At 60.3% G+C, this 22,228-nt stretch carries 18 protein-coding genes; 8 read left to right on the top strand and 10 right to left on the bottom strand.

Annotation, left to right across the window (positions count from 1 at the left end; all coding sequences use genetic code 11):
• Positions 1-213: 213 nt before the first annotated feature.
• From AC4BBN_RS11870 to AC4BBN_RS11860, 3 genes are all read left to right on the top strand, one after another.
• On the top strand, positions 214-3,138 hold the full coding sequence (locus tag AC4BBN_RS11870; RefSeq protein WP_490592183.1) for a ribonucleoside-diphosphate reductase subunit alpha: 2,925 nt from the start codon (positions 214-216) through the stop codon (positions 3,136-3,138).
• A gap of 142 nt (positions 3,139-3,280) precedes the next feature.
• Positions 3,281-4,489 carry a ribonucleotide-diphosphate reductase subunit beta gene (locus AC4BBN_RS11865; RefSeq protein WP_490592182.1) on the top strand — a complete coding sequence of 403 codons (1,209 nt, stop codon included), beginning with the start codon at positions 3,281-3,283 and terminating at the stop codon, positions 4,487-4,489.
• Between the two features lie 174 nt (positions 4,490-4,663).
• Complete coding sequence (locus tag AC4BBN_RS11860) at positions 4,664-5,263, top strand: histone (protein WP_490592864.1); 600 nt, start codon at positions 4,664-4,666, stop codon at positions 5,261-5,263.
• A 58-nt stretch (positions 5,264-5,321) separates the two neighbouring features.
• Here AC4BBN_RS11860 and AC4BBN_RS11855 read toward each other — a convergent pair whose 3' ends face one another.
• From AC4BBN_RS11855 to AC4BBN_RS11830, 6 genes are all read right to left on the bottom strand, one after another.
• Complete coding sequence (locus tag AC4BBN_RS11855; RefSeq protein WP_490592181.1) at positions 5,322-6,389, bottom strand: zinc-ribbon and DUF3426 domain-containing protein; 1,068 nt, start codon at positions 6,387-6,389, stop codon at positions 5,322-5,324.
• 34 nt (positions 6,390-6,423) lie between these two features.
• On the bottom strand, positions 6,424-7,308 hold the full coding sequence (gene prmA / locus AC4BBN_RS11850; protein ID WP_490592180.1) for a 50S ribosomal protein L11 methyltransferase: 885 nt from the start codon (positions 7,306-7,308) through the stop codon (positions 6,424-6,426).
• Between the two features lie 6 nt (positions 7,309-7,314).
• Positions 7,315-8,664 carry an acetyl-CoA carboxylase biotin carboxylase subunit gene (gene accC, locus AC4BBN_RS11845; protein ID WP_490592179.1) on the bottom strand — a complete coding sequence of 450 codons (1,350 nt, stop codon included), beginning with the start codon at positions 8,662-8,664 and terminating at the stop codon, positions 7,315-7,317.
• 21 nt (positions 8,665-8,685) lie between these two features.
• Positions 8,686-9,150 carry an acetyl-CoA carboxylase biotin carboxyl carrier protein gene (gene accB, locus AC4BBN_RS11840; protein ID WP_490592178.1) on the bottom strand — a complete coding sequence of 155 codons (465 nt, stop codon included), beginning with the start codon at positions 9,148-9,150 and terminating at the stop codon, positions 8,686-8,688.
• A 137-nt stretch (positions 9,151-9,287) separates the two neighbouring features.
• Positions 9,288-9,824, bottom strand: a complete 537-nt coding sequence (locus AC4BBN_RS11835; protein WP_490592177.1) for a TlpA disulfide reductase family protein — start codon at positions 9,822-9,824, stop codon at positions 9,288-9,290.
• Positions 9,821-10,408, bottom strand: a complete 588-nt coding sequence (locus AC4BBN_RS11830) for a hypothetical protein (RefSeq protein WP_490592176.1) — start codon at positions 10,406-10,408, stop codon at positions 9,821-9,823. The genes AC4BBN_RS11835 and AC4BBN_RS11830 overlap by 4 nt, the downstream gene beginning before the upstream one ends.
• Before the next feature lie 65 nt (positions 10,409-10,473).
• Here AC4BBN_RS11830 and mpl point away from each other — a divergent pair, with 65 nt between their 5' ends.
• A complete protein-coding gene (gene mpl, locus AC4BBN_RS11825; RefSeq protein WP_490592175.1) occupies positions 10,474-11,847 on the top strand; it encodes a UDP-N-acetylmuramate:L-alanyl-gamma-D-glutamyl-meso-diaminopimelate ligase in 1,374 nt (457 codons plus the stop codon).
• Positions 11,848-11,912: 65 nt separating this feature from the next.
• Here the strand turns inward: mpl and AC4BBN_RS11820 are convergent, their stop codons facing one another.
• The 4 genes from AC4BBN_RS11820 to AC4BBN_RS11805 form a co-directional block, all read right to left on the bottom strand.
• The gene (locus AC4BBN_RS11820; protein WP_490592174.1) at positions 11,913-13,037 is read right to left on the bottom strand and encodes a 3-deoxy-7-phosphoheptulonate synthase; all 1,125 of its coding nucleotides are present in this window, start codon (positions 13,035-13,037) and stop codon (positions 11,913-11,915) included.
• 232 nt (positions 13,038-13,269) lie between these two features.
• Positions 13,270-14,742: a metalloprotease TldD gene (tldD, locus tag AC4BBN_RS11815; RefSeq protein ID WP_490592173.1), complete on the bottom strand. Its 1,473-nt coding sequence runs from the start codon at positions 14,740-14,742 to the stop codon at positions 13,270-13,272.
• Between the two features lie 63 nt (positions 14,743-14,805).
• Positions 14,806-15,960 carry a rod shape-determining protein RodA gene (gene rodA, locus AC4BBN_RS11810; RefSeq protein WP_490592172.1) on the bottom strand — a complete coding sequence of 385 codons (1,155 nt, stop codon included), beginning with the start codon at positions 15,958-15,960 and terminating at the stop codon, positions 14,806-14,808.
• 39 nt (positions 15,961-15,999) lie between these two features.
• Positions 16,000-17,535 (bottom strand): GGDEF domain-containing protein, encoded by a 1,536-nt coding sequence (locus tag AC4BBN_RS11805; RefSeq protein WP_490592171.1) that lies wholly within the window; start codon positions 17,533-17,535, stop codon positions 16,000-16,002.
• A gap of 144 nt (positions 17,536-17,679) precedes the next feature.
• On the opposite strand from AC4BBN_RS11805, the gene AC4BBN_RS11800 reads away from it, so the two are divergent.
• The 4 genes from AC4BBN_RS11800 to AC4BBN_RS11785 are packed head-to-tail and all read left to right on the top strand — an operon-like array spanning position 17,680 to position 22,210.
• Positions 17,680-19,728 carry a ribonuclease catalytic domain-containing protein gene (locus AC4BBN_RS11800; RefSeq protein ID WP_490592170.1) on the top strand — a complete coding sequence of 683 codons (2,049 nt, stop codon included), beginning with the start codon at positions 17,680-17,682 and terminating at the stop codon, positions 19,726-19,728.
• 2 nt (positions 19,729-19,730) lie between these two features.
• Positions 19,731-20,600: an energy transducer TonB gene (locus AC4BBN_RS11795; RefSeq protein ID WP_490592863.1), complete on the top strand. Its 870-nt coding sequence runs from the start codon at positions 19,731-19,733 to the stop codon at positions 20,598-20,600.
• Between the two features lie 29 nt (positions 20,601-20,629).
• Positions 20,630-21,457, top strand: a complete 828-nt coding sequence (aroE, locus tag AC4BBN_RS11790; protein WP_490592169.1) for a shikimate dehydrogenase — start codon at positions 20,630-20,632, stop codon at positions 21,455-21,457.
• Positions 21,458-21,460: 3 nt separating this feature from the next.
• Positions 21,461-22,210, top strand: coding sequence for a transglycosylase domain-containing protein (locus tag AC4BBN_RS11785; RefSeq protein ID WP_490592168.1), 750 nt, complete (start codon positions 21,461-21,463; stop codon positions 22,208-22,210).
• Positions 22,211-22,228 lie beyond the last annotated feature (18 nt).

The raw sequence follows: 22,228 nt of genomic DNA, 5'->3' as shown, positions 1-22,228 counted from the left end.
CACTTGCCGGAGGGTTGCACCAGCAACCCTCATAAAACCTGTCCCGCCATGCGCCATTCGCAGGGCGGTACACTACCGGTAGTGGCTTGAATTGATTTGAGACCCTATATATAGTGTCCAGCCAGTGCCGCGAGGCACCTCTATTTCACTGCGGCGGTTGCCATAACCGCCCTTCCCACTCCTCATACTGTCCCAAAAGTCTAAAAGGAAGCTATGCAAACCGCATTGAACACACCGTCTACCGTCCCCCAGCCACATTCAACGCTCCACGACACAAGCCATGGCGACGCCACAGTGCAAGGAACGCTGGCCCACTACCAGGTCATCCGTCGCAATGGCGCAGTCGTGCCTTTTGAGCCGGGCAAGATTGCTATCGCCATGATGAAAGCCTTCTTGGCTGTGCACGGCACGCAAGGCGCCGCATCGGCCAGCGTACGTGAAGTGGTAGACACGTTGACGCAGGGCGTGATTCGGGCCCTGGTGCGCTCGCGTCCAGGCGGCGGCACCTTCCATATAGAAGACGTGCAGGACCATGTGGAACTGGGCCTCATGCGTGGCGGCCACCATGAAGTCGCACGCGCCTATGTGCTGTACCGCGAGCGTCATTCCCAAGAGCGCGCCAAACAAAGCGTTGAGCAGGCACCGGCAGCCCCTGTTCTGCATGTGCTGGACGCGGGCCAACGCGTGCCACTGGACACAGCACGTTTGCAACAACTGATCGAACAGGCATGTGCGAACCTGGGCAGCGAAGTGACGGCCGCCCCTATCGTGGCGGAAACCATGCGCAACCTGTACGACGGCGTGCCCATGGAAGAGGTCTACAAGGCGGCCATTCTGGCTGCCCGTACCCTCATCGAAACCGACCCTGACTACACCTACGCCACGGCCCGCCTGCTGCTGCATACCATTGCCAAAGAAGTGCTGGGCAAGGACGTCACTCAAACCGAGCTGGCGCAGGAATACGCAAACTATTTCCCCGGTTACATCCAAAAAGGTGTAGAGGCTGAACTACTGGATGCCAAGCTGTTGACATTCGATCTGCAAAAGCTCGGCGCGGCACTCAAGCCCCAGCGCGACCTGCAGTTTGACTACCTGGGCCTGCAAACCCTATATGACCGCTATTTCCTGCACATCCGCAAGACCCGCATCGAGTTGCCACAGGCCTTCTTCATGCGCGTAGCCATGGGCCTGGCACTGAACGAAACCGACCGCGAAGCCCGCGCTATCGAGTTCTACGAAGTCATGTCGGCGTTTGACTTCATGTCCAGCACGCCTACGCTGTTCAACAGCGGCACGTTGCGCCCCCAACTGTCGTCCTGCTATCTGACCACCGTGCCCGACGATCTGGACGGCATTTACGAGTCCATCAAGGAAAACGCCCTGCTGTCGAAGTTTGCCGGCGGCCTGGGCAACGACTGGACCCGCGTGCGCGCTTTGGGCAGCCACATCAAGGGCACCAATGGCGAGTCGCAAGGTGTGGTCCCCTTCCTGAAGGTGGTAAATGACACCGCTGTCGCGGTGAACCAGGGTGGCAAGCGCAAGGGCGCTGTCTGCACTTACCTGGAAACCTGGCATCTGGACATCGAAGAGTTCCTGGAGCTGCGCAAGAACACGGGCGACGACCGCCGCCGCACCCACGACATGAATACCGCCAACTGGGTGCCCGATCTGTTCATGCGCCGCGTCATGGAAGGTGGCAGCTGGACGCTGTTCTCGCCCTCCAATGTGCCCGACCTGCACGACAAGTTCGGAGCCGATTTCGAAAAGGCCTACACCGCCTACGAAGCCCAGGCACAACGCGGCGAAATCAAGCCTTCGCGCACCCTGCAGGCCAGCGACCTGTGGCGCAAGATGCTGACCATGCTGTTCGAAACCGGCCACCCCTGGATCACGTTCAAGGACGCCTGCAATGTGCGCAGCCCGCAACAACACGCTGGTGTGGTGCACTCCTCCAATCTGTGCACTGAAATCACGCTGAACACCAGCGATACCGAAACCGCTGTCTGCAATCTGGGGTCGGTCAATCTGCGCCAGCACATCACCAATGGCCAACTTGACCACGCCAAGCTGCGAAAGACCATTTCCACGGCCATGCGCATGCTCGACAACGTGATCGACATCAACTACTACGCTGTCAAAAAAGCCCGCGACTCGAATATGCTGCACCGCCCAGTCGGCCTGGGCCTGATGGGCTTCCAGGACAGCCTGTACGCGCTACGCATCGCCTACGCAAGTGAAGGCGCTGTCGCATTCGCCGACACCTCGATGGAAGCTATCTGCTACTACGCCTACTGGGCGTCCAGCGAACTGGCCAAAGAGCGTGGCCAATACTCCACCTACAAGGGCTCGCTGTGGGACCAAGGCATCCTGCCACTGGACACGCTGGACCTGCTGGCCCAAGCCCGCGGCGGCTATGTGGATGTGGACCGTTCGGCGACCCTGGACTGGGATGCGCTGCGCCAAAAAATCAAGGCCGATGGCATGCGCAATTCCAACTGCGTCGCCATCGCCCCCACCGCCACGATTTCCAACATCATCGGCGTGGACGCATCTATTGAACCTTGCTTCGGCAACCTGTCCGTCAAGTCCAATCTGTCCGGCGAGTTCACCGTCATCAACGGCTACCTTGTGCATGACCTGAAGCGCCTGGGCCTGTGGGACAACGTAATGCTGATGGACCTGAAGCACTTCGATGGTTCGCTGCAATCGATCGACCGCGTGCCGAATGAAATCAAGGCCCTGTACCGCACGGCCTTCGAGGTGGAAACCACCTGGCTGGTAGAGGCCGCGTCACGTCGCCAGAAATGGATAGACCAAGCCCAATCGCTCAACATCTACATGGCCGGCGCATCGGGCAAGAAGCTCGACGACACCTACAAGCTGGCGTGGACACGCGGCCTGAAAACGACCTACTACCTGCGTACCCGCAGCGCCACCCATGTGGAAAAATCTACCGTGGCCGCCGGCCGCATGAATGCCGTTTCGTCAGGCCAAGCTCCTGGGCAAACCATGAGCGCAGTCGATGCAGCAGCAGTTGCTGCACGCCAGCAAATGAACGCCGATGCACTGGCCACCAGCCCGGCAACGGACATCAAGTTTTGCGCCATTGACGATCCAGGCTGCGAAGCCTGCCAATAAACCCAAGCCCGCTTGCCACGCATCGTGAAACCCTGTTTTCACGATGCGCATGAGCAACACAAACGGCACAAAATAGCGGCGTTGAAAATGAATACTTTTCATTTTGTGGCGCTGCTCTCATAATCCTAGCATTGGAAAATTTATGTTGACCTGGGACGAAGAAGTCACGCCCTCATCGCCATCTGCAGCGCAAACCGGTTTACCCATCAACCGTGAGTCATCACACGCCGTTTTTACGGCGACACAAGCCGCAGCAACACCCACTCCATCGATTGCATCTCAGCCTGCTATGGCTACCGCCGCAGTGCATGTCACCGCACAAGCCACGGCCGCTCGCCGCGTGAATGCCGCCGACAAGCGCATCATCAATGGTCAGACCGATGTCAACCAGTTGGTGCCCTTCAAATACAAATGGGCCTGGGAGAAATACCTGGCCTCCTGCGCCAACCACTGGATGCCGCAAGAGGTCAATATGACCCGCGACATCGCACTCTGGAAAGACCCCAACGGCCTGACCGAAGATGAGCGCCGCATTGTCAAGCGCAACCTTGGTTTCTTTGTGACTGCCGACTCTCTGGCCGCCAACAACATCGTGCTGGGCACCTACCGCCACATCACGGCGCCCGAATGCCGACAGTTCCTACTGCGCCAGGCGTTTGAAGAAGCCATCCATACCCATGCCTACCAGTACATCGTGGAATCGCTGGGCCTGGATGAAAGCGAAATCTTCAACGCATACAACGAAGTCGCATCCATCCGCAACAAGGACGAGTTCCTGATCCCCTTCATTGAAGCGATCATGGACCCGAATTTCCATACGGGCACGCCGGAAAACGACCAGACCCTGCTGAAGTCGTTGATTGTGTTTGCATGCCTGATGGAAGGCCTGTTCTTCTACGTCGGATTCACCCAGATCCTGGCTTTAGGCCGGCAAAACAAGATGACGGGTGCAGCCGAGCAGTACCAGTACATCCTGCGCGACGAGTCCATGCATTGCAACTTTGGCATCGATTTGATCAACCAACTCAAGCTGGAAAATCCGCACCTGTGGACCGCTGAGTTCAAGACCGAAATCAAAGACCTGTTCATGAAAGCCGTCGAACTGGAGTACCAGTACGCAGAAGACACCATGCCGCGTGGTGTGCTGGGCATGAATGCATCCATGTTCAAAGGCTATCTGCGTTACATCGCCAACCGTCGCGCGACCCAGATCGGCCTGGAAGCCTGCTTCCCGCACGAAGAAAATCCATTTCCATGGATGAGCGAAATGATCGACCTCAAGAAAGAGCGCAATTTCTTTGAAACCCGCGTGATTGAATACCAATCGGGCGGCGCGCTCTCCTGGGATTAAGCTTTTCTTGCCCCATGCTTTCCAACAACGCGCAAACCACCATTCGCCTCGAAGAGCGACTAGGTGTATGCGCTCCCGAGTACATGGTGCTGGGCATTGGCCCAACGCCATGCATCGCTTGATGCCAACCAACCGGCAGCAAGTGCTCTTTGTAAACAGATCAAGGAGAAAATAATGGCAACTGCAAAAAAACCAGCCGCAAAAAAGGCTGTTCCCGCAAAGAAAGCGGCCCCCGTGAAAGCGGCACCAGCAAAAAAAGTAGCGGCGGCTAAGCCCGCTGCAAAAAAAGCAGCGCCCGTGAAGGCTGCACCAGCAAAGAAAGCTGTCGCACCCGCCAAGAAGGCTGCGCCTGCGAAAAAAGTAGCGGCTCCGGCCAAAAAAGCTGCTGTCGCTCCAGCAAAGAAAGCTGCACCAGCCAAGAAGGCCGCTCCCGCCAAGAAGGCAGTTGCAGTCAAGGCCCCAGCAGCCAAGGCCGCTCCCGTAAAGGCAGCAGCCAAGAAAGCAGCTCCCGTCAAGGCAGCAGCAAAAAAGGCCGCTCCTGCGCCCAAGGCCGCCGCCAAGAAGGCAGCACCAGCCAAGAAAGCCGCACCGGCGAAAAAAGCAGCTGTTGTAGCCAAGAAAGCCCCTGCGTCCAAGAAGGCCACAAAAACGGTAGCAAAAAAAGCTACAAAGGCGCCTGCAGCGAAGCCTGCACCTTCCCCCGCAGCATCTTCGGCACAGACCACGCTCAATCCGCAAGCTGCTTGGCCGTTTCCGACTGCAAGCAAACCCTGATCGAGCAGGTGTTTTTCGTCTCAGGCCTGGCATCGCGAGATGCCAGGCCTTTTTTACCTCAGGGGTAAAACGCTAGCAAGCGGTAGCCGACGATACGGGCCTTCAGGGCATCGTCCAACACCTGCACATCGACCGTTGTCGCCCATTCCCGTCCAGCAAATAATAGCCGGGATGCGCCACCGAAATCCGATGGGGACAGCACGCGGCGGACCAACGCCTGTTCATCGCCGTCCGTCAGCACAAACTCCAGCGCAGGCATCGCCAAATCAACCATCGCATGGTTTTTTAACACTAGGCTCAAATGGTAGGCATCGTTGCGAGCAACACTCAGCGATGAACTGTCGATAGCGATGGACTCGATGTGACGCAACGCCCGGACCTCACACCCTAACAGCCCACACGCCGAATGAAACCATGGTTTTGTAACCGACCAGCTGGCAACAATACGGTCACGCCCGTACAACAGCATCTGCAAGCCCAGCAGCAAACCCAGCAAGCCCACTCCCACCAAGACGCCCCCGCGCGCAAACCATGTCTGGCCATAGCGTGGAGGGGTTGGGGCCCGGGCAAAAGAGTAGTTTGCAGCCAATGATTCCTCAGAAGGCTCCGGCGCAAAAAGTACAGGAGAAGAACGTAGCCCTTCCTCGAACTCTGGCGCACCCTCAGCTTCCGTCTCAAACTTCGCTTCGGGCACCAACACTGTATCGACTTGCTCAACTGCAGGAAAAGCATCCGATGCCTGAGGGGCAACTTCTATATCCAGCGGGAGTGGCGGCACCGCAGGCTCATCTTCGGGCTCGCCAAATAAAACCTCTTCCTGAACAGGAAGCTCAGGCACCGATACCGGATTCAGGTAATTGGTAAAAGACTCGGGCTCTATCGGACTCACATACGGAGCATGGGCCGGCGTCGCAAGCTCCACAGGTGCTACGTCAAGAACGGGATCGGCCGCAGGGCCTAAATCCGAAGTCCCCGGCATCTCCATCTCGCCCTGCTGGAGATCACTGGACGCATCAAAAACCTCGGCGCATTGACCACAGCGCACCCAGCCCTCGGAAATCCTGAGCTGGTCAGGAACAACCTTGAACTGGGTACCGCAGACAGGACAACGTGTAATCAAGGCCATATACTTTTGTAGTTCCAGCCAACACCTGAATGCGCTACAAGCTTGCCGTCATCAGTACCCAACCATCTTCCCGGTCCGATACCTCCAACTGCGCCCAGGGCGCATAAGCCTGTTTCAGCTCTTCCGACTGGCGCTCCAAAATGCCTGCCAGCACCAAAGAGCCGCCCGGCGCCACATGGGAACACAACAAGGGTGCGAGCACCTTCAATGGCGTCGCCAAGATATTGGCGAGCACCGTGTGATACTGGCCCTTGGCGCGGTCCGGCAAACCGGCGTGCAACTGCACATGGTTTGCATGTGCGTTAAGAACCGTAGACTCCACAGCAGCATCGTCAATATCGACTGCATCAATTTCAGCGGCACCAAACTTGGCTGCACCAATAGCCAAAATGCCAGAACCACAACCGTAGTCCAGCACTCGGACCAGGCGACTGGCATCCTGGCCCGCAATCCAGCGCAAACACATACGGGTTGTGGGGTGGGTTCCGGTACCAAATGCCAAGCCCGGATCCAAACGAATTACGCGCGTCGCCTGCTCCGGCGGCTCGTGCCAGGTCGGCACGATCCAAAAAGCAGGTGTAATTTCCACAGGTACAAACTGGGACTGCGTCACGCGGACCCAGTCTTGCTCAGGCACGGCAGCCACACCCAGCACACTGCAATCGGCAAAAAAGTCCTGCGCAGCCAAAACTTCAGCGGCATCCCGCGCCAAAGCCTCGTTGGCAAACAGCGCCTGTATGCGGGAGCGCTGCCAACCATCCTGCGGCGGTGGCATGCCGGGCTCGCCAAACAGCGCCTGCTCGGCATCGGTTTGCGCGTCTGCATCTTCCACGCTCACGCTCAGGGCATCCAGAGCGTCCAGCGCATCGCTGAGCATCTCCACCCGGTCTTGCGGGCACATCAGACTGATTTCAAACATCTGCGCTTACCGTTTGTGCTGAGACAGCCACTCTTCCAGGTAATGGATATTGGTGGCTCCGGCCATGAACTTGGCGTCCACCATCAACTCGCGGTGCAACGGAATATTGGTGTTGATACCTTCAACCACTGTCTCCAGCAAGGCCGTACGCATACGGGCCAAAGCCTGCTCGCGGGTGTCGCCGTGCACAATGATCTTGCCGACCATCGAGTCGTAATTCGGTGGTACGTAGTAGTTCGTGTAGACATGCGAATCCACCCGCACGCCAGGACCACCAGGTGGATGCCACATGGTGATACGCCCAGGGGACGGAGTGAACTTATAGGGATCTTCAGCATTCACGCGGCATTCAATCGCATGTCCACGAATTTCGATCTGGCGCTGGGCAAACGGCAGCTTCTCACCGGCCGCCACCATGATCTGCGTGCGCACAATGTCGATGCCCGTGATCATCTCGGTCACAGGATGTTCGACCTGTACCCGGGTGTTCATTTCAATGAAATAGAACTCGCCGTTTTCGTACAGAAACTCGAAGGTACCCGCACCGCGGTAACCGATCTTCTTGCACGCAGCAACACAGCGCTCGCCGATACGTTCGATCAGCTTGCGTGGAATGCCAGGCGCAGGCGCTTCTTCCAGCACCTTTTGGTGACGGCGCTGCATGGAGCAGTCGCGCTCGCCCAGGTAGACGGCGTTCTTGAACTTGTCCGCGAGGATCTGGATTTCAATATGGCGCGGGTTCTGGAGGTATTTCTCCATGTACACGGCGCCATTGCCAAATGCAGCCAAGGCTTCCGCCTTGGTCATCTGGACGGCATTGACCAGTGCGGCCTCGGTATGCACCACGCGCATACCGCGACCACCACCACCACCGGCCGCCTTGATGATGACCGGATAGCCCACAGCTTTCGCGGTACGGCGAATAATGACCGGGTCATCCGGCAACTCACCTTCCGAGCCGGGCACACAAGGCACACCGGCCTTGATCATGGCCTGCTTGGCAGACACCTTGTCACCCATGGTGCGGATGTTTTCCGGGGTTGGGCCAATGAACTGGAAGCCGCTTTTTTCCACGCGCTCCGCAAAATCGGCGTTTTCACTCAAGAAACCATAGCCGGGGTGAATCGCCTCAGCATCCGTGACTTCTGCCGCCGAAATCAGGGCTGGCATATTCAGATAACTCAGAGCAGAAGACGCAGGCCCAATGCAAACTGCCTCATCTGCCAGCTTGACGTACTTGGCGTCTCGGTCGGCTTCTGAGTACACCATGACTGCCTTGATACCCATTTCGCGGCACGCGCGTTGGATACGTAGGGCAATTTCGCCGCGATTCGCGACCAGTATTTTTTTAAACATGCTCCACCAAATCCTGCGGGATCACTCGATCACGTACAAAGGTTGACCGTATTCCACGGCCTGCCCGTTTTCACACAAGACCTGCACCACCGTGCCGGCCTTGTCCGCTTCGATTTCATTCAAAATCTTCATCGCTTCAATAATGCAGATGGTGTCGCCTTCTTTGACCTGGCTGCCCACCTCCACAAAGGCCTTGGCACCCGGACTAGACGAGCGGTAGAAGGTACCCACCATGGGCGACTTGACCACATGGCCCGTAGCGGCCTCTGCAACCGGTGCTGCCACCACTGCAGCGGCTGCCACGGGAGCCACGGGAGCCACCGTTTCAGCATGCGCAGGCGCCATCATCACGGGAGCGGCTTGGTACACCATGGCGCCACCACCTTTGACAATGCGGACCTTGCCTTCGGCTTCGGTAATTTCCAGTTCCGATACATTGGAATCAGACACCAGGTCGATCAACGTTTTGAGTTTGCGCAAATCCATAAAACCTCCAGCCACGACGTAAGAAAATGGGGCAATCTACCCCAAATAGATCGAACAGTCGCTTATTTCTTTGATTTTGATTTACACGCCAGGTCGGAATTTAGTCCGAAAGAGGGCGTGCATGAAGGTTGAAGCCACTACTTCAACCCGGCCCACAGCTGTAAATCAGCGGGGCTTAGCTTACCCATTTTACGATGAAGCACCACCCCGGATGCCCCCAAGAGCAGTGTAAAGGGCAGGCCTCCGCTCAGGTTGCCCAAAGACCGGCCCAACTCCGTGCCGCCCAAACCGGCCATTCCGATGGGATAACTGACAGGGGTTTTCTGCAAAAATTGCCGCACCGCCCCAGGCTGATCCACCGCCAACCCGACGACTTGCCAGCCGTTACCCGCATTTTCTTTAAAAAAGCGATCAATCAACGGCATCTCTTCCACACAGGGTGGGCACCATGTGGCCCAGAAGTTCAGCAGCACCGGCTTGCCGCGCATTGCCTGCATATCCAGCACGCCGCCAGAGGGCGTATCGAACTGAAGCCTCCACAGCGCCTGTTCAGCCTGGCTCAATGCGGATTCCGACTGGTGTTTCCACCAAGCCAGCCCTGCCCCCGCCAAGCCGGCCACTGCTGCAACGCCACCAACCAGTCGCCGGCGATGCACTGAAGTGGGTGTACTCATGCCGCCCCCTGTAATAAGTTACGCACGGCGGCCGTATCACCACGCGGACTCCGTCCCTTGCTGTCCGGCTTCAGCGCGCCGCGCAAATCATCCAGGTCGTACACCATCAAATGCACCCCCACGGCCAAACCCAACTCCGAGCTCTGGCTGGCGAAACTCAAGGCCTCAACCGGCTCGCCCCGAAAACCGGTGACCGTGGCCGGTTCATACGGCACGCGGTGGTCAATCAGGGCAATCTCTGCCGATTTGGAGTCATCACAAAACAGCTGGATGGAAATATCCGACATGCGGGTTGCCGTGCCGTGCCAGACCGCACCACACAAATGGGGACGGAATACGGCCAAGCGCTCCATCCATACCAGAGCCATGGAGCGCAAGGCCTGCAACTCGGCCGGCTGCGTATCCTCACAAAACAGTTCGATGTACTCACGCACAGCGTCTTCCAGCTCGTCATTGCTGGGCAGCGGCGCACGGCCGACGCCCAACTGGGATGCTGCACGGCGCTTCGCAGGGCCGTACTCCAGCCCCTCCTCGACCACCAGGCGGGCGGCCGTGGCCGCAATTTCAGAAGTCAATGCTTGCATGACCCGGATTTTGCACCTTTTGCCAAAGCCCTGAAGGCGCCGTCCAGCACCCTAAAATCCCCGCCATGCACATTCATATTCTGGGTATTTGCGGTACTTTCATGGGCGGACTGGCGGCTTTGGCGCGCGAAGCCGGGCACCGGGTTACCGGTTGCGACGCCGGGGTCTACCCCCCCATGAGCGACCAGCTGCGCGCACTGGACATCGGTTTGATCGAAGGCTTCTCGGCCGACCAATTGGCGCTCAAACCCGATATGTTCGTAGTCGGCAATGTGGTGTCACGCGCCCGCCTGGCCGACGGCAGCCCCAAATTCCCGCTGATGGAAGCCATCCTGGACGCCGGCCTGCCCTATACCAGCGGCCCGCAGTGGCTGGCCGAACATGTGCTGCAAGGCAGGCACGTGCTGGCCGTAGCCGGCACCCATGGCAAAACCACCACCACCGCCATGCTGACCTGGGTGCTGGAACACGCCGGGCTGGCCCCCGGCTTCCTGGTGGGTGGCGTGCCGCTGAACTTTGGCGTGTCCGCGCGCCTGGGCAGTGGCAAAACCTTTGTCATCGAGGCCGACGAATACGACACGGCCTTCTTCGACAAGCGCAGCAAGTTTGTGCATTACCGCCCGCGCACCGCTGTGCTGAACAACCTGGAGTTCGACCACGCCGACATCTTTGACGACCTGGCCGCCATCGAGCGCCAGTTTCACCACCTGCTGCGCACCGTGCCGCCCAGTGGGCGCGTGGTGAGCAACGGCCTGGAAGAAAGCCTGACCCGCGTGTTGCACCAGGGCTGCTGGAGCGAGGTGCGTAGCTTTGGCGCGGCGGTCAGCGACTTTAGTGCGCGCGGCGAGCCACACCATTTCGAAGTACTGCAACAGGGCAAACCTGTCGCTACGGTGGAATGGTCACTGGGCGGTGTACACAACCAGCTCAATGCCCTGGCCGCCATTGCTGCGGCAGACCATGTGGGCGTCGCGCCCGCCGTGGCGGCCGAAGCCTTGGCCCGTTTTCAGAATGTGAAGCGGCGCATGGAAGTGCGCGGCACGGTACGGGGCATCACGGTCTATGACGATTTTGCCCACCACCCCACGGCCATCCGCACCACGGTGGACGGACTGCGCCGACGCCTGCCGCCGGGCCAGCGCATCCTGGCCGTGTTCGAACCGCGCAGCAACACCATGAAGCTGGGAGCCATGAAAGCCCAGCTGCCCTGGAGCCTGGAAGAAGCCGACCTGGCCTTCTGCCATGCGGGCGGACTAGGCTGGGATGCGCGCGGCGCCCTGGAACCCATGGGCGCCCGGGCCCAGGTCGCCGACAGCATCGACGCCCTGGTGCAGCAGGTATGTGCTGCCGCCCAGCCTGGCGACCACATACTTTGCATGAGCAACGGCGGCTTTGGCGGCATCCACGCCAAATTACTGGATGCGCTACAAAATAAATAGCTACCAGCGCAGGTACAAGCTGCGCCAGAGGCCTATTTCCCTTAATCCCCTGGCGCAGGCAGCAATCAGCGTGCGCGGCGCGCCTTCACCGCATCGGACAGGATTTCCAGGGTCTGCAGGGACTGGTCCCAGCCCAGGCAGGCATCGGTAATGCTGCGGCCGTATTCCAGGGTTTTCTGGTCGGTCTTGCCGGGGGTGAACTTTTGTGCGCCTTCCTGCAGATGGCTTTCGACCATCAAACCAAAGACCTGGCGCGATCCACCCGCCACTTGACCAGCGATGTCGCGGGCCACGTCGATCTGCTTCTCGTGCTGCTTGCTGCTGTTGGCGTGGCTGCAATCCACCATCAGGGTAGCCGGCATCTGGGCTGCAGCCAACTCCGCACAGGCAGCAGCGACGCTGGCAGCATCGTAGTTAGGCGTTTTGCCGCCGCGCAGAATCACGTGGCAGTCCTTGTTGCCATTGGTTTGCACGATGGCGACCTGGCCGCTCTTGTGGATGGACAGGAAGTGGTGGCCGCGCGCAGCTGCCTGGATGGCGTCAGTGGCGATACGGATATTGCCGTCAGTTCCGTTCTTGAAGCCGATGGGCGCCGACAGGCCCGAGGCCAGCTCGCGGTGCACCTGGCTCTCGGTGGTGCGCGCACCGATCGCGCCCCAGGAGATCAGGTCGCCGATGTACTGCGGAGAAATCACGTCCAGGAATTCGCTGCCAGCAGGCAGCCCCAGGCGGTTGATCTCGATCAGCAGCTGGCGTGCAATACGCAGGCCCTCGTCGATACGGTAGCTCTCGTCCAGGTAGGGGTCGTTGATCAGGCCCTTCCAGCCCACGGTGGTGCGTGGCTTTTCGAAGTAGACGCGCATCACGATTTCCAGCGTGTCCGCGTATTTCAAGCGCTGCTCTTGCAGGCGGCGGGCGTATTCCAATGCTGCAGCCGGGTCGTGAATGGAGCAAGGGCCGATCACCACCAGCAAGCGGTCGTCCGAGCCGGAAATGATGTTGTGGATGTTCTTGCGGGTGTCGGTGATCAGTGTCTCCACCGCGGTACCGCGGATGGGGAAGAAGCGGATCAGATGTTCTGGAGGTGGTAGCACGGAAATATCCTTAATACGTTCGTCGTCGGTTTGGCTGGTTTTTTCGACGCTCGCATACCAGGCTTCACTGCTGGCGGGATAGGTTTTCGCATTCATGGGGTGACTCCTGTAAGGATTGGTATAGGAATGAAACAAACGAAAAAAAACCGCCGGAGTTTTGGACTCCGGCGGTTTTTTAGGAAGGACTTGCAGTTTTTACAGCTTAGCCTCTCATCCGCCGGGGACCGAGAACCAAAAGTAAAAAAAGGCAAACACGTGTTTTTGCATAGAGGTTCAATGTACCACAGTCAATTGCACAACATGCCGGGGCGAAACCCTAGGGCCGTGGTCAGGCCGTACCACCGACCGTCAGGCCGTCGATGCGCAAGGTGGGCTGGCCCACGCCCACAGGCACGCTCTGGCCTTCCTTGCCGCAAGTGCCTACGCCCGGGTCCAGCTTCATATCGTTGCCGATCATGCTGACCTTCTTCAGGCATTCAGGTCCGCTGCCGACGATGGTGGCACCCTTCACGGGGTAAAGGATCTTGCCGTTTTCCACCCAGTAGGCTTCGCTGGCAGAGAACACGAACTTGCCCGAGGTGATGTCCACCTGGCCGCCGCCAAAGTTGCTGGCGTACAAGCCCTTCTTGATGCTGGCGATGATTTCTGCGGGCTCTTTGTCGCCACCCAACATATAGGTGTTGGTCATGCGGGGCATGGGAATGTGGGCATAGCTCTCGCGGCGACCATTGCCAGTGGGCTTGACACCCATCAAGCGGGCGTTCATCGAGTCCTGGATATAGCCCTTCAAGATGCCGTCTTCGATCAGCACATTGCGCTGGCTGGCGTGGCCTTCGTCGTCCACGTTCAGCGAGCCGCGGCGGTCTTTGATCGTGCCGTCGTCCAGCACCGTCACGCCCTTGGCGGCCACCCGCTGGCCGATGCGGCCGCTGAATGCGCTGGAGCCCTTCCGGTTGAAGTCCCCTTCCAGCCCGTGGCCGATAGCCTCGTGCAACAGGATGCCAGGCCAGCCGGAACCCAGCACCACTGTCATCACGCCGGCCGGCGCGGGGCGCGATTCCAGATTGGTCAGAGCCGCATGGACAGCGTCGTTCACATATTGGTTGATCATGGCGTCGTCAAAATAGGCCAGACCGAAACGGCCACCGCCGCCACCCGAGCCGACTTCGCGGCGCACGACGCCCTTGACCGTGGCCTCGGCAATCACCGTGACGCTCAGGCGCACCAGCGGGCGCACGTCGGCGGCCAGCGTGCCGTCGGCACGGGCAACCATGACCACATCGTATTCGGCGGCCAGGCCAGCCATGACCTGCGCCACACGCGGGTCCTTGGCACGGGCCAGCTTTTCTACGCGCTCCAGCAGCTTGACTTTGGCCGTACTGTCCAGCGAGGCGATGGGGTCCACACCAGGGTAAAGACTGCGCCCTTTTGCTACCTTTTGTGTAGCTACCTTCGTACGTTTTGTCTGCGCCGCAGCCGAAATAGACCGCACGGTGCGTGCCGCATCCAGCAGCGATGCCTCGGATATATCGTCGGAGTACGCGAAGGCGGTTTTCTCACCGCTGACGGCGCGAACACCCACACCCTGGTCGATGCTGAAAGAACCGGTCTTGACGATGCCCTCCTCCAGGCTCCAGCCCTCGCTGCGGGTGTACTGGAAGTACAGATCGGCGTCGTCCACCTTGTGCGCGGTGATTTCGGCCAGCGCCCGGCTCAGGTGAGCAGGCGTCAGACCAAACGGGTCCAGCAACAGGGATTGGGCAATGGCGAGGCGTTCGAGGGTGGGTTCACGGAGGGTCATGCAGGCATTTTAGGCCTGCACCAAGGGCTGCGCGCACCACGCAGCGCATCCCCATGGCGCCGCCTAGGACAACACCATCCGCCGGGCCTTGGCGATGGACATCAAGATGCCCAAACCCAGCCCCAAAGTCACCATCGCCGTGCCGCCATAGCTGATGAAGGGCAGGGGCACCCCCACCACCGGCAAGATGCCGCTGACCATGCCCATGTTCACAAAGGCATAGGTAAAGAAAATCAGCGTCACACTGCCCGCCAGCAAGCGCGAGAACATGGTGGGCGCGTCCATGGCAATCACCAGCCCCCGCATGACCAGGAACAAGAAACCTGCAATCAGCAGCAGATTGCCGATCAGACCGAACTCTTCAGAGAAGGCGGCAAAGATGAAGTCGGTGGTGCGCTCTGGGATGAACTCCAGATGGGTTTGCGTGCCCTGCATAAAGCCCTTGCCCAGTACGCCGCCCGAGCCGATGGCAATCATGCCCTGGATGATGTGAAAGCCCTTGCCCAACGGGTCGCGGCTCGGGTCCAAGAGCGTACAGATGCGCTGCTGCTGGTAGTCGTGCAACACCACCCAGCGCACGCCATCGGCGCACAGTGCCGGTTCGTTCCACACCACCAGACCAATACCCACTAAACCCAAAAGCACCGGCGGCACAATCAGCTTCCAGCTCAAACCGGCAAAAAACAGCACGGACAAGCCCGTTGTCATCACCAGAATGGCGGTACCCAGGTCGGGCTGTTTCACGATCAGCCCCACCGGTATCGCCAGCAACACGCCGCCGACCAGGAAGTCCAGCGGACGCAACTGGCCTTCCCGCCGCTGAAACCACCAGGACAGCATCAAGGGCATCGCAATCTTCAGAATCTCGCTGGGCTGGATGGTGATGCCCACATTCAACCAGCGCCGGGCCCCCTTCTTGGTAATGCCGAAGATGGCCACGGCAATCAGCAAGGCCACGCCCACTGTATAAAGCGGCACGGCAAAAGCCATGAGGCGCTGCGGTGGAATCTGCGCCACCACAAACAAAATAGCCCCGGCCAGCAACATATTGCGGCCATGGTCCACAAACCGGGCACCATGGTCGTAGCCGGATGAATACATGGTCAGCAGTCCGGCGCACACCAGCATGAAGACAGCAAACGCCAATGGCCCGTCAAAGCCGCGGAACATGGGGGCGACGCGCCGCCACAGAGGTGGTTTTTCAAAAACAACAGACATGGCGCAATTATCGGCGCACGCTGTGAACCAGGTCGCCCGCTAGCCGCCCAACACCCGGTTCTTGCCGGTGCGCTTGGCCAGATACATCGCCTTGTCCGCCCGCTTGATGCATTCCTGACCGTCCTCGTCGGCGGCCAGTTGGGCTACGCCGGCGCTGAAGGTGATCAGCACCTTCTGGTTCTCACGCAGAAAGAATTTCTTGGTTAACTCGCGCTGCAGCCGGGTCAGGGCGACAACTCCCATGTCCATCACGGTATCGGGCAGCACGATTACAAACTCTTCGCCGCCAAAACGGGCCAGGCTATCCTGCGGGCGCATGGATTCACGCGTCACCTGGGCCAGGTGGCTCAGCGCCTCGTCGCCGGCCTCGTGCCCGAGGTCGTCGTTGAGCTTTTTGAAGTTATCCACGTCCAGCAACGCCAGGCACAAGGGCGTACCCTTGCGCCGGGCGTTGGCGATCTCGCGCTGGATGACTTCGTCCAGGCCGCGGCGGTTCAGGGCGCCGGTCAGCGGATCGTGCCGGGCCTGCACGCTCACGCGGTCCAGCTCTTGGTGCAGCTTGAAGATTTCGGCCTCGGCTTTGTCGGTCTTGTCCCGCATCGCCTGTAATTGGTCGCGCGCCGCCTGGGTGTCGTGCGCCATGTGGCGGGTCGCCCCCAGCGCAGCCTGCAGCACGGGGCTCAGCTCTTCAATCGACTGGGCTTGTTCTATCTGCCGGGCGCATTCTTCGATCTTGCTCTGGTAGGCGCCACTGGCCTCACCCATGATGGACAAACGGTCCACAAAAGCCACCAGCAGCTGGCGCATCTCCTGTTGTGCTTCGACGGCGCGCTCCTTGGCCTCGGACTGCTTGGCGATCACATCCACCAGCCGACGTTGCACATCGTCCAGCCGGCGCAGGCTCAACGGCGGCTTGGAGGCCTCCATCAAGGCGTCGATCTGTCCTGTCAGCCACTGGTCGTCTACGCACAGCACGCCGATATTGGTGAACACCAGGTGCAGCAGCTGCAGCAGCACTGTTTTGATCTCGCCCTGGTCTTCTGCCGTGAACGACAAGCGGTGGCTGAAATCGGCCAGCATGGTCTTGGTACGTGGTAAATCAGGCACCGGCTGTCGCATAAAGCTAAGTAGCTCCTCGGCTTGCCCCAAAAACCGGGTGTCCTCATCGCCCAGCGCCGGCAGCATATTGCCGATCAGGCGCGCAATCTGCTCCATGAACTCGGGGGTCAGCGCCGGGTTGCTCAGGTTAGACGCTGCGGTCAGGCCGCTCTGCTGGCTGTCGGAAGCGGCTACACCGAAGCTGGCATAAGCCATCAGCGCGTTATGCACGCCGTCCCAGCTGCGCTGGCCGATGGCGGACTCCATCAGCCCCAACTGGCGCTGCTGCCCGGGGTTTCTGGCCGGCAGAGAGGCCGCGATCTGTCGCAGCGGCTCATAGGGGAAATGGGCCGGCACCATGGTACCGGCCACCTCATGGTAGAGCGCTTGGTAGTTGTCCGGCGTGGGCGCCAGCTTACGGGTAGTCAGCAGCTTAAGAGTTTCGCGTGCAATTTCGCCAGAAGATCGGGTAGACATGGGTTTTCACAATTAGGTCGGCTGCGGACAATCGCATCGACAGGCTGTGATCGTAGCGGCTAAGCCCCACATATCCAAACCACCAAACCAAGCGCTTTACGCCCACTCGGCAGACCCCGGCCGCCGCATGGGAGAATTCATCCCATGTTTGCAATATTTGAAGAAGCCGGAAAATTCATGGCCGGGCGTATCCTGTCTGAGGCGGAGTCATCCGCCCAGGTAGAGCTGGACAGCGGCAAGCGGGTCAAGGTCAAGGCCGCCAACCTGCTGCTGAAATTCGACAAACCGGCTCCCGCCGTACTGCTGCGCGACGCCCAGGCGCTAAGCCAAACCATTGAGCTGGAGCTGGCCTGGGAGTTTGCCCCCGAGGAAGACTTCGGCTTCGCCGACCTGGCGCGCGACTACTTCAGCGCCAACGCCACGCTGGAGCAACAAACCGCCATGCTGCTGCGCCTGTTCGAGGTGCCGCACTATTTCCGCCGTGCCGGCAAAGGCCGTTTCCGCAAGGCACCGGCCGATATCCTGCAGCTGGCACTAGCCGCCATCGAAAAAAAGGCCCAACTGCAGTTACAGATCGCCGCCTGGGCCGAAGAGCTGGGCCGTGGCGAATGCCCACCGGCCGTGCGCGAACAGCTTTACAAGATTCTCTTCAAGCCGGACAAAAACGGCCCCGAATACAAGGCCGTGGTCGAAGCCTCCCGTGCCACCCACAAGGCGCCGCTGGTGCTGCTCCAGCATGCCGGCGCCATCGACTCGCCTTACCAGTTCCACTGGCGCCGCTTCTTGCTGGAGAACTTCCCCAAGGGCACGGGCTTCCCCGCGCTGGAGGCACCACAGATCAAAGACGAGCTGCCACTATCCACCGCGCAAGCCTTTTCCATCGACGACTCGCAAACCACCGAGATCGACGATGCGCTGTCGGTACAAAACCTGGGTTCGGGCACGGTCACGGTCGGCATCCACATCGCCGCGCCTGGCCTGGCCATCACACCGGGCAGCGCTGTGGACCAGTTGGGCCGCTCCCGCCTGTCCACGGTCTATATGCCTGGGTACAAGCTGACCATGCTGCCCGACGCCGTGGTGCAAAACTACACCCTGCAAGAAGGCCGCGACTGCCCGGCCGTGTCGCTGTACGTCACACTGGACGAGGCTACGCTGGAGATCACCGCCAGCGAAACCAAACTGGAGCGCGTGCGCATCGCCGCCAACCTGCGCCATGACCAGCTCGACACCCTGGTCACCGAGGCCTGGCTGGAAGACCCCGCGTTTGAGCATGAAAAAGGCCTGCAGCGCACAGATATACAGCGCGAGCAGCTATCATTTTTATACCGCCTGGCAAAACACCTGAAAGGCCTGCGCGAAATCGCACGCGGCAAGCCTGAGAACTTCAACCGCCCCGACTACAACTTCAAGCTGGTCGGCAACGACGGCGCCGAGCCTAGCGGCAACGAGCTGGTGCAGATCAGCACCCGCCAGCGCGGCGCGCCGCTGGACCTGATCGTGGCCGAGGCCATGATCCTGGCCAACAGCACCTGGGGCGAATGGATGGCCGACAACGGCGTGCCCGGCATTTACCGCAGCCAGGCCAGCCTGCTGCCGGGCGTGAAGGTGCGCATGGGTACCAAAGCCCTGCCGCACGCCGGCATCGGCGTCAAAAGCTATGCCTGGAGCACCTCGCCCCTGCGCCGGTACACCGATCTGGTCAACCAGTGGCAGATCATTGCCTGCGCCCGGCACGGCAAGACCGCCGCGCTGGCAGCGCCGTTCAAGCCGAAAGACGCCGACCTGTTCTCTATCATCTCTATGTTTGACGCGGCGTATGCCACGTACAACGGCTACCAAGGTGCGATGGAGCGCTTCTGGACGCTGAAGTATCTGCAGCAAAACAGCATCAGCGACATCGTCGGCACCGTCTTCAAAGAAGGCATGGTGCGCGCCGACAACCTGCCCCTGGTGCTGCCGGTGCTAGGCACGCAAGACCTGCCGCGCGGAGCCAAGGTGCGGGTGCAGCTGGGTGCCATCGACGAAATCACGCTGGACATTGCCGGCACCGTCGTGGAACGGCTGGACGCGCCCGCCGAAACGCCGGCGGACGACACCGAAGAAGACGACGAACCCAGCGCCGGGCCTATCGCCATCGCTGTCGATATCGACGAAACTGAGCCCCCCGCCGCCACCGACGCCACACCGTGATCTTGCGCATCCTCAGCACCATTCGCCATCTGGGTACTCTGCAGTGGGCGCTTGGCGCCTCCATCGGCGTGCACGTGGTCCTGCTGACGGTGCGCTTCATAGACCCCGAAAGCTTCAACCGCGTGTTCCAGGACACGCCGCTGGAGGTGATTCTGGTCAACGCCCAGTCCACCAGCCCTCCAGACAAGGCCACCGCCATTGCCCAAGCCTCGCTAGCAGGCGGCGGCGAGGCCGACAAAGGACGCGCCACGTCGCCGCTGCCGCCTTCGGCGTTCACCGACATCGGCGAGACCATGGAGGAAACCCAGCGCAAGATGGACGCCATGCAGCAGCAGCAAGCCATGCTGCTGGCGCAGGTCAGTCAAAAGCTGGCTACCATGCCGCTGCCCGACCCCAAGCTGGCCAGCAATGCGCCCGAGGCCACCGCCCAAGAGGAAAAGCGCCGCCAACTGCTGAACCTGCTGGCCGAAATCGAGCGCCGCATCAACCAGGAAAACTCGCGCCCCAAACGCCGATACGTCAGCCCCTCGACCCGCGAGGAGGTCTATGCGGTGTACTACGACAGCCTGCGCCACAAGGTGGAAGACCGCGGCACCGAGAACTTCCCCGAGTACGGCGGCAAAAAACTCTACGGCGCACTCACCATGATCGTCACCGTCAACTTTGACGGCCAGGTGCTGGCCACCCAGATTGCAGAAAGCTCGGGTAACCGCGTGCTGGACCGCCGCGCCGAAGCCATCGTGCGCAGCGCCGGCCCTTTCGGCCCCTTCTCTGATGCGATGCGCAACAAAGTGGACCAACTGGTGGTGGTTTCACGCTTTCGCTTCACCCGCGACCAGACGCTGGAAACCAAGGTCAGCGCCTCTCCCTGAACCCTTCCCTATTTGTAAAGAGCCTTTTCATGGACCAGTATTGCGTAATGGGTAACCCGGTAGAACACAGCCGGTCGCCCTGGATCCACGCCCGCTTCGCCGAATTGACCGGACATAGCCTGCAGTACAGCAAAAAGCTGGTCCCGCTGGATGGTTTTGACGCTGCGGTTGCAGCCTTTCGCGCCGAGGGAGGCTTGGGCTGCAACGTCACCGTACCGTTCAAATTTGACGCGGCCCGCATCAGCACCTCACAAACACCCCGGGCCCAGTTGGCAGGCGCCTGCAACACCCTGCACCTGCGCCCCGACGGCATCTTTGCCGACAACACCGACGGTGCCGGCCTGGTCAATGACATCCAATCCAATGCCGGCTTCACCCTGGCCGGGCGCGATGTGCTGCTGATTGGCGCGGGCGGCGCGTCCGCAGGCGTCATCGGCCCGATGATTGAGGCCAAGGTACGCAGCATCACCATAGCCAACCGCACACTGGCCAAGGCCGACGACCTGGTGGCACGCCACGCGGCACTGGCCCAGCAGCATGGCGCCTTATTGCGCGCCAGCGAACTGCACGGCGTACAGAGCCCATTCGACGTGGTGGTCAATGCCACCGCCAGCAGCCTCAGCGGCGCCGGAGTCCCGGTGTCGCCCGCAGTACTCAAACCCGGTGCACTGGCGCTGGACATGATGTACGGCCCCGCCGCCGCAGGCTTCATGGACTGGGCCCGTGCGCACCAAGCGGTGCCGCGCGACGGACTGGGCATGCTGGTGGAACAGGCGGCCGAAGCCTTCCTGATCTGGCGCGGCGTGCGCCCGCCATCGGCGCAGGTATTGGCCGAATTGCGCGCCACACTGGCCTGATCCATGCGCCCGCTATTGCGCTGGTGCGTGCTGGCGGCGTGTGCCACGCTGGCACTGCAGCTGTTTTTTATCGGCCGCATTGCCATGATGGCGGCTATTGCCCCTGAATCGACGGCATTTGAACGCTCGGAAGCCTGGCGACTGCTGACCAGCCCCGACAGCCCGGGACTGCGCTGGAGACAGCAGTGGGTGCCGTACACGCAGATCTCCGACAACCTCAAGCGCGCCGTCATCGCGTCAGAAGACGGTTCTTTCGTCAACCACGACGGCGTGGACTGGGAAGCACTAGAGAAGGCCTGGCAGAAAAACGAAAAGGCCCAGGAACGCGCCACCAAGCAAGCCGCCCCCACCAAAGCCAAGACGCAGACGCCAATACGGGCCCCAAAAATCATTGGCGGCTCCACTATCACCCAGCAATTGGCCAAAAACCTGCTGCTATCGGGCGAACGCACCCTGCTGCGCAAGGGACAAGAGTTTGTGCTGACCATGGCGCTGGAACTGCTGCTGGACAAGCAGCGCATCCTGGAGATTTACCTCAACAACGTGGAATGGGGCGAAGGTGTATTTGGGGCGGAGGCCGCGGCCCAGCATTACTTTCGCAAGCCCGCAGCGCGTCTGAGCGCATTTGAAGCCGCCCGCCTGGCCGTGATGCTGCCACGCCCCAAATATTTCGAGAAACTGCCAAACTCGGGCTACCTGAGCAGCCGGGCGGGCACCATCGTCGCCCGCATGTCCAGCGTGGAACTACCTTGAAGGGTGTAGAGGGATAAT

Source organism: Rhodoferax sp. SPJ21 (genome assembly GCF_058216335.1).
Note: the sequence above shows the minus strand (reverse complement) of the source record. Positions and strands in the feature narration are given on the sequence as shown.

Excerpts from the sequence above, each read along its gene's own strand:
- AC4BBN_RS11870 (WP_490592183.1), top strand. The coding sequence starts at position 214 with ATGCAAACCGCATTGAACACACCGTCTACCGTCCCCCAGCCACATTCA.
- AC4BBN_RS11865 (WP_490592182.1), top strand. The coding sequence starts at position 3,281 with ATGTTGACCTGGGACGAAGAAGTCACGCCCTCATCGCCATCTGCAGCG.
- AC4BBN_RS11860 (WP_490592864.1), top strand. The coding sequence starts at position 4,664 with ATGGCAACTGCAAAAAAACCAGCCGCAAAAAAGGCTGTTCCCGCAAAG.
- AC4BBN_RS11855 (WP_490592181.1), bottom strand. The coding sequence starts at position 6,389 with ATGGCCTTGATTACACGTTGTCCTGTCTGCGGTACCCAGTTCAAGGTT.
- prmA (WP_490592180.1), bottom strand. The coding sequence starts at position 7,308 with ATGTTTGAAATCAGTCTGATGTGCCCGCAAGACCGGGTGGAGATGCTC.
- accC (WP_490592179.1), bottom strand. The coding sequence starts at position 8,664 with ATGTTTAAAAAAATACTGGTCGCGAATCGCGGCGAAATTGCCCTACGT.
- accB (WP_490592178.1), bottom strand. The coding sequence starts at position 9,150 with ATGGATTTGCGCAAACTCAAAACGTTGATCGACCTGGTGTCTGATTCC.
- AC4BBN_RS11835 (WP_490592177.1), bottom strand. The coding sequence starts at position 9,824 with ATGAGTACACCCACTTCAGTGCATCGCCGGCGACTGGTTGGTGGCGTT.
- AC4BBN_RS11830 (WP_490592176.1), bottom strand. The coding sequence starts at position 10,408 with ATGCAAGCATTGACTTCTGAAATTGCGGCCACGGCCGCCCGCCTGGTG.
- mpl (WP_490592175.1), top strand. The coding sequence starts at position 10,474 with ATGCACATTCATATTCTGGGTATTTGCGGTACTTTCATGGGCGGACTG.
- AC4BBN_RS11820 (WP_490592174.1), bottom strand. The coding sequence starts at position 13,037 with ATGAATGCGAAAACCTATCCCGCCAGCAGTGAAGCCTGGTATGCGAGC.
- tldD (WP_490592173.1), bottom strand. The coding sequence starts at position 14,742 with ATGACCCTCCGTGAACCCACCCTCGAACGCCTCGCCATTGCCCAATCC.
- rodA (WP_490592172.1), bottom strand. The coding sequence starts at position 15,960 with ATGTCTGTTGTTTTTGAAAAACCACCTCTGTGGCGGCGCGTCGCCCCC.
- AC4BBN_RS11805 (WP_490592171.1), bottom strand. The coding sequence starts at position 17,535 with ATGTCTACCCGATCTTCTGGCGAAATTGCACGCGAAACTCTTAAGCTG.
- AC4BBN_RS11800 (WP_490592170.1), top strand. The coding sequence starts at position 17,680 with ATGTTTGCAATATTTGAAGAAGCCGGAAAATTCATGGCCGGGCGTATC.
- aroE (WP_490592169.1), top strand. The coding sequence starts at position 20,630 with ATGGACCAGTATTGCGTAATGGGTAACCCGGTAGAACACAGCCGGTCG.
- AC4BBN_RS11785 (WP_490592168.1), top strand. The coding sequence starts at position 21,461 with ATGCGCCCGCTATTGCGCTGGTGCGTGCTGGCGGCGTGTGCCACGCTG.